Origin of the sequence: Microcoleus sp., from assembly GCF_049646505.1 — a bacterium.
Classification (GTDB): domain Bacteria; phylum Cyanobacteriota; class Cyanobacteriia; order Cyanobacteriales; family Microcoleaceae; genus Microcoleus.
In genome coordinates this window covers 1-5924 of record NZ_JBARVX010000635.1, presented here as the reverse complement: position 1 = coordinate 5924, position 5924 = coordinate 1, and the positions used below count along the sequence as shown (strand labels likewise).

Annotated in this window: 6 protein-coding genes; 5 read left to right on the top strand and 1 reads right to left on the bottom strand. The window is 44.5% G+C overall.

The annotated features are described in order from the left end of the window. Nucleotides 1-1159, bottom strand: a 1159-nt coding sequence (locus WBA89_RS29340; RefSeq protein WP_424411142.1) for a chemotaxis protein CheA, incomplete at its 3' end; no start/stop codon positions are given. 474 nt (nucleotides 1160-1633) lie between these two features. Between WBA89_RS29340 and WBA89_RS29335 the strand changes: the two genes are divergently transcribed. The 5 genes from WBA89_RS29335 to WBA89_RS29315 all read left to right on the top strand — a co-directional run. After that, nucleotides 1634-3742, top strand: a complete 2109-nt coding sequence (locus WBA89_RS29335; RefSeq protein WP_424411141.1) for a response regulator — start codon at nucleotides 1634-1636, stop codon at nucleotides 3740-3742. Beyond that, nucleotides 3654-4571 (top strand): Hpt domain-containing protein, encoded by a 918-nt coding sequence (locus tag WBA89_RS29330; RefSeq protein WP_424411140.1) that lies wholly within the window; start codon nucleotides 3654-3656, stop codon nucleotides 4569-4571. Before WBA89_RS29335 ends, WBA89_RS29330 begins: the two co-directional genes overlap by 89 nt. A gap of 216 nt (nucleotides 4572-4787) precedes the next feature. Beyond that, the gene (locus WBA89_RS29325; RefSeq protein WP_424411139.1) at nucleotides 4788-4916 is read left to right on the top strand and encodes a hypothetical protein; all 129 of its coding nucleotides are present in this window, start codon (nucleotides 4788-4790) and stop codon (nucleotides 4914-4916) included. Between the two features lie 301 nt (nucleotides 4917-5217). Continuing rightward, a complete protein-coding gene (locus WBA89_RS29320; RefSeq protein WP_424411138.1) occupies nucleotides 5218-5613 on the top strand; it encodes a response regulator in 396 nt (131 codons plus the stop codon). 24 nt (nucleotides 5614-5637) lie between these two features. Then, nucleotides 5638-5924: adenylate/guanylate cyclase domain-containing protein (locus WBA89_RS29315; RefSeq protein WP_424411137.1), on the top strand; the 287-nt coding region annotated here is incomplete at its 3' end.

The window sequence follows — 5924 nt, the reverse complement described above, 5'->3', positions numbered from 1 at the left end:
CAACAGCAGAAAATATTCCTTTTTGCACGGCTTTATTTCTAATCCGCTCCGGGTCGATTCCCCCGCCGTCATCGGAGATTTCAATGTTTACTTGACCGCTTTCGTGATAGGCTCGCAGCAGCAGTTTCCCGATGGCTGGTTTGCCTTTGGTGACGCGGGCTTCTGATGTTTCGATGCCGTGATCGAGGCAGTTACGGACTAGGTGAGTTAGCGGATTGGCGATCGCCTCGATTAAGGTTTTATCTAATTCTGTTTCTTCGCCTTCCATCTCTAATTGAACTTGTTTTCCCAAGGCGAATGCGGTGTCGCGCACTACGCGGGGAAATTTATTCCAAATTGTGCGAATTGGCTGCATTCTGGTCTTCATTACTCCTTCTTGCAGTTCGGAAGTAACTAAGTTTAAGCGGCCAGATACTGATTTTAAGGTGTCGTCATTTTGGGCGTTTGCTGTTTGTGTGCTGGCAAATTCTAAGATTTGGTTGCGGCACAAAACGAGTTCGCCTACCAAGTTCATTAGTTTGTCGAGCAAGCCGACATCTACTCGGATTGCAGTGTCGGAAATTTTGAATTTATCGCCTTCGGTATCGGCAGGATTTACCTGTTCTGTGCCAGTATTGTTAACAGCGGGAATTGGCAATTGGTCGATCGACAATAAACCGTCAACACACAAAGGTTCTGCTGTCAAGTCTAATTTTTCAGGTTCCCGGGCGGCGACTTCTGTGATGGCGGTGGTGGATTCAAGGGCGATCGCGCTCGACTGCAATTGAGACTGAGTATCGGATGCTTGGAGTTGCAAAAGTCGATCGAGCAATTCGGTGTGGGCGATCGGACTTTCTTCGCCGGTGGTTTCGAGCGCCTCCATGTGCGATCGCACCGCGTCAATTGTCGATAGCAAAGCGCTAGTAATTTCGGGAGTCATGGCAATTGTGCGATCGCGCAAACGGCTGAGCAAATTTTCTCCCGCGTGAGCCACCGACTCTAGTTTTTCCACTCCCAAAAAACCGCTATTACCTTTAATCGTGTGCAAGCTGCGGTAAATCCGGTTCATCACCTCTGGATCGGAATCGCTTTGTTCTAAAGCTACTAAATCCTCCTCAATTTGGTTCAGATATTCATAGCCTTCAATCAAAAATTCCTTTACATCTTCATCAATTTCCATCGAACCCGTTCCTTTTTCATCGGTTTGACGCTGGATTACAATAAACGATCGAATAGTTGAAAACTGTAGCGCACCCAGTCATAATTGCTCTCGATTTGGCGATCGCAACTAGATGATTGCCAACTTGACTCAATCAGTATACTATATCTATACAAATTAGCAAAAATCATTAACATCGCAGCCTCGCCCTCGTGTTTTTGAACTCCGAGCGCAAAAAACATGGATCGGGGTTTACCGTACCAAGTACCAAAGGCGATGCAAGACTTATACACTCCGATCGCGCCGAAACCCGGCTTCTTCCTAAATATTTGTCTCCAAACCTCTTAATTCTCTTAGAAACCGGGTTTCTTGGGTAAATCCTCAGATAGCATTTGGCACAACAGAAAAAGCCGAATTAACCTGCATATTTAAATCCTAAAAAAATATAAATTTTGAGTTATACATAAAATTAGTCAATTTTTCACAATACAAAAAATGCTAGAACAAATAGAAAAAGCCCAAGAAAGATTCAGCGTTCTCGATCGAGTACCCATCGGATTGTGCGTCATCCATCGCGATTTTACCGTGCTGTTTTGGAACCGCACCCTAGAGCAGTGGACAAAAATACTCAAAAAAGAAATAATCGGAACCAACCTAAAAACTCACTTTCCCCAACTCGACGAACCTAAATATCAAAATCGCTTAAAACAAGTATTTAACAAAGGCTTGCCCGCCGTATTTTCTCCCCAACTGCACCATTCCCTAATTGCGTCAAATCTACCCAACGGCCAACCGCGAATTCAAAACACAAATGTCACTCCCATCCCAGCGATTAAAGGAGAAGGTTTTTATGCTTTAGTCGCAATTCAAGATGTTTCCGAAGTGACGCAGCGCATCCAAACCTACCAGCAAGAAATTCAGCACCGATTAGTAATAGAAGAAGAACTCAAACGCGCCAAAACCGACGCAGAAGCTGCCAACAAAGCCAAAAGTGAATTTTTGGCAATGATGAGCCACGAAATCCGCACGCCGATGAATGCGGTTATCGGCATGACCGAGCTGCTGCTAGACACGCAAATGTCGCCAACCCAGCGCAATTTTCTGAATACAATTCGCACCAGCGGCGATGCTTTGCTAGCAATTATTAACGATATACTCGATTTTTCTAAAATAGAAGCAGGCAAATTTGAATTAGAAAAAGAACCGTTTAATCTCAGAAACTGTGTGGAAGATGCTTTAGATTTGGTCGCGATGAAAGCTGCGGAAAAACAGCTAGATTTAGCTTGCGAATTGGATGTCAGCGTGCCTGCCTTCCTGTACGGAGATGTCAGTAGATTGCGGCAAATATTGATAAATTTGCTTGGCAATGCTACAAAGTTTACCGAAACCGGCGAAGTGGTAGTTAAAGTAACAGCTAAACCGATTCCAGAAACTGCTGTAGAAGTTACCCAAACTAACTCGAATTCTGAAATAAATCTTGAGTTTAACAGAGAAGCATCCAGCTCCGAGGCTGCCGATCCTAAATATCTCGAACAATCAGAAGTTAGCAATTACGAAATTCAATTTAGTGTCAGGGATACAGGCATCGGAATTCCGTCCGATCGCACAAACATACTATTTAGAGCCTTCAGTCAAGTTGACAGTTCCACAACTCGCAAATACGGCGGTACAGGCTTAGGTTTAGCCATCAGCAAACGCCTCAGCGACATCATGGGCGGCACTATGTGGGTAGAAAGTGAAATTGGCAAAGGTTCTAAATTTTATTTTACCATCAAAGCTCAGCCAGCACCCGCTCCGTTACAAACATTAAACCTGAATGCACCCCAGCCTCAACTAGCAGGTTTGCGGCTGCTGCTAGTAGACGACAATGCCACTAACCGCAAAATTCTTACCCTGCAAGCTAAGTCTTGGGGAATGGTTGTCCGCGCTGCCAAATCCGGCGCACAAGCGCTGAAAGTGCTGCAACATGAAACTATGTTTGACTTGGCGATTTTAGACTTTCATATGCCAGAAATGGACGGCATTACTTTAGCTCAAAAAATTAGAGAACTTCCTCAAGGTCAAAATTTACCTTTAATGATTTTGAGTTCTGGCGGCCGGCCATCGACGCGGGAAGTTCAAGGGCGAGTTGAATTCGCAGCTTTTATATACAAACCAATTAAGCAAGCGGAGCTTCATGAAGTTTTGCTCCGCATCCTGGGCGGGGAATGCAGCACAAATCAACCGTGTTTTGCTCGACCTCAATTTAATCCGGAATTATCGGAAAAACGGCTTTTAAAAATGCTGTTAGTAGACGATGTAGAGGTCAATCAAATGGTAGCAGGGCAGATGCTGCACAAGTTAGGTTACAGTGCAGATTTTGCCAGCAGCGGGCAAGCTGCTTTGGAGGCTTTGGAGCGTTCGGAATACGATATTGTATTTATGGATATGCAGATGCCAGAAATGGACGGGCTGGAAACTACTCGCCTGATCCGCCAGCGATTTTCGGGAGATTTTTTATTAGAAAATTCTCGCCGTGAAGCTGACTTTTTACCCGCTGATGAGCAATTTAACAATCCAAAATCCCAAACCGACTCGCCCTTGGATTGTGGCGATGACGGCTAATGCGATGCAGGGCGATCGCGAACTTTGCTTAGAAGCTGGGATGAACGATTATATCAGCAAGCCGGTGCGATTGCAGGCGATCGTTCAAGCGATCGCTTTGTACGATCGGGAAACCGGGCCATCCAATTTCAATCCTGTGCAGAACAATTCGCAGGCTGAGCCGACAGACTCTGCTTCCCAAGCTGGGTCTGAAAACAAGATGACAAATGTTGCGCCTGCGGTTGACGAAAGTGCCTTAGCAGAGTTAAAGCATTTAATCGCCCGCGCTGGTGTTTTAATTTCACAAATTGAAGCTGGAACTCCATCGGAAGCAGCTATTTTGCCTCCTAATTCAGGGGAAATTCTAGCGGTTTCTGACAATATTCAATTTCCAAATTTAACTGCGGTGACTGAACCCAATTTAGATGAGGAAAAATCTCCAACTTCGCCGCCAGCAGCGCCGGAAAATTCTCTACCGGAAACAGCAGAATCAGAAATCGAAGTTCCGCCTCTTGACAGTCAAACTTTTGAAGAATTGAGGGAGTTATTGGGAGAAGAAGCCGAGGAATTTTGGATAGAGCTAGTTGAGAAATTTACGGAAGTAGCACCGCCCAAATTGCAGGAACTCGCCGATGCTGTCAATCGAGCGGATGCTGCCGCAATTAAAGCCTTAGCTCACGCTCTTAGAGGTGCTTGTACGACAGTCGGAGCGATGCCTTTGTTTCAATTGTGCGCGCAGCTCGAACAGATGGCTCGAAATGAAACTCTCTCAGGTAGCGAGGTTCTGATGCAGAAAATTGCAGCGGAATATCAGCGGGTAAAAGCGGCTTTGACCAGAAGTGTTGATTAATAATTTCTCGCTTTAAAGGCTCCAATGCGTGTTCCACAATAGACTTGAGTTGCACTCGATCGCAGACAAGATTAAATGCTCTGCGTCCATCTCTGTGTATCGCTTGAAATCTGCGGTTAACTCATCAATCAAATATTTATGGAGTTCAAGTCTAATAGATCCATTCTCTTGTGGCGCGCGCGCGACTCGACCCGGAGCAGGATAATTGAGAATAGATTGCTGATTGACAAACTCTCTAATATCTGCGGTGTCGGTGGCGCGGGACGATCGATCGCCATTTGTACCCGCGTGCGAAGCTATCCCGCAGGGAATCGCCCGTTTTCCCCAAAATTTTCAACATTTTAGGCCATTTAGCCAATGGCACAACCTTAAAAGTTATGACATAATCTGATACAATTCTCAACATCATCTCAAAATCAGTGTCACCGCTAAATCAGTAATTTTTCAGATACTGTTTGGCAAGTTACCAGTATAAAAAACTACAATTATTGCGTCGATTGCTGCAGTTTTAGGGTTTGAGATAGTGTTAGATTATACACTTGTTAAAAATATTCAGAGTGCGATCGAGCAATGGTCAACTTACCTATTTCAACGCAGAACTTAAATCTGTTTCTCACTGAGAACTTGATAGTATTTTCACATTACCATGATTAGTGCTGACTTGAAAAAAAACTCGCCAACCACACCCCAAATTCCGATCGTAGATGACGAAGCAACCCAGCAGCTATTTATGCGCCGGATACTCGAAAAAGAAAGCTACCGGATAATTGAGGCATCAAACGGACAAGAATGTTTGGACATTTGTCAAAACATTCTCCCAGATATTGTCTTGTTGGATGTAATGATGCCTGTAATGGACGGCTTTACTTGCTGCGCCCGACTCCAAGCCAATCCCAAAACCCAAAAAATCCCGGTGCTGATGATTACAGCACTAGAGGATCAAAAATCTGTCAATCAAGCTTTTGAAGTAGGAGCATCAGATTATGTGACGAAGCCGATTCACTGGCCAGTGCTGATTCAGCGACTGCGGCGCTTGATTTAACAGTCTCAACTTTACAGGGAGTTGATGGAAAGTCAAGAAAAAACTCAAAAATTATTACTGAGTATTTTACCAGAGTCGATCGCGCTGCGGCTCCAAGCAGAATCAACCCCAGACTTAGTAATTGCCGATCGCTTCCCCAATGTCAGCGTTTTATTTGCTGATATGGTAGGCTTTACTAAGCTTGCCTCAGAAATTCCTCCTATTGAATTAATTGTCAAACTAAATTCTATTTTCTCAGAATTTGACAAACTAACCGAGGAATACGGGTTAGAAAAAATTAAGACAATTGGGGACGGCTATATGGTAGCATC

Coding starts and splice junctions, on each gene's coding strand:
- WBA89_RS29335 (WP_424411141.1), top strand. CDS start 1,634: ATGCTAGAACAAATAGAAAAAGCCCAAGAAAGATTCAGCGTTCTCGAT.
- WBA89_RS29320 (WP_424411138.1), top strand. CDS start 5,218: ATGATTAGTGCTGACTTGAAAAAAAACTCGCCAACCACACCCCAAATT.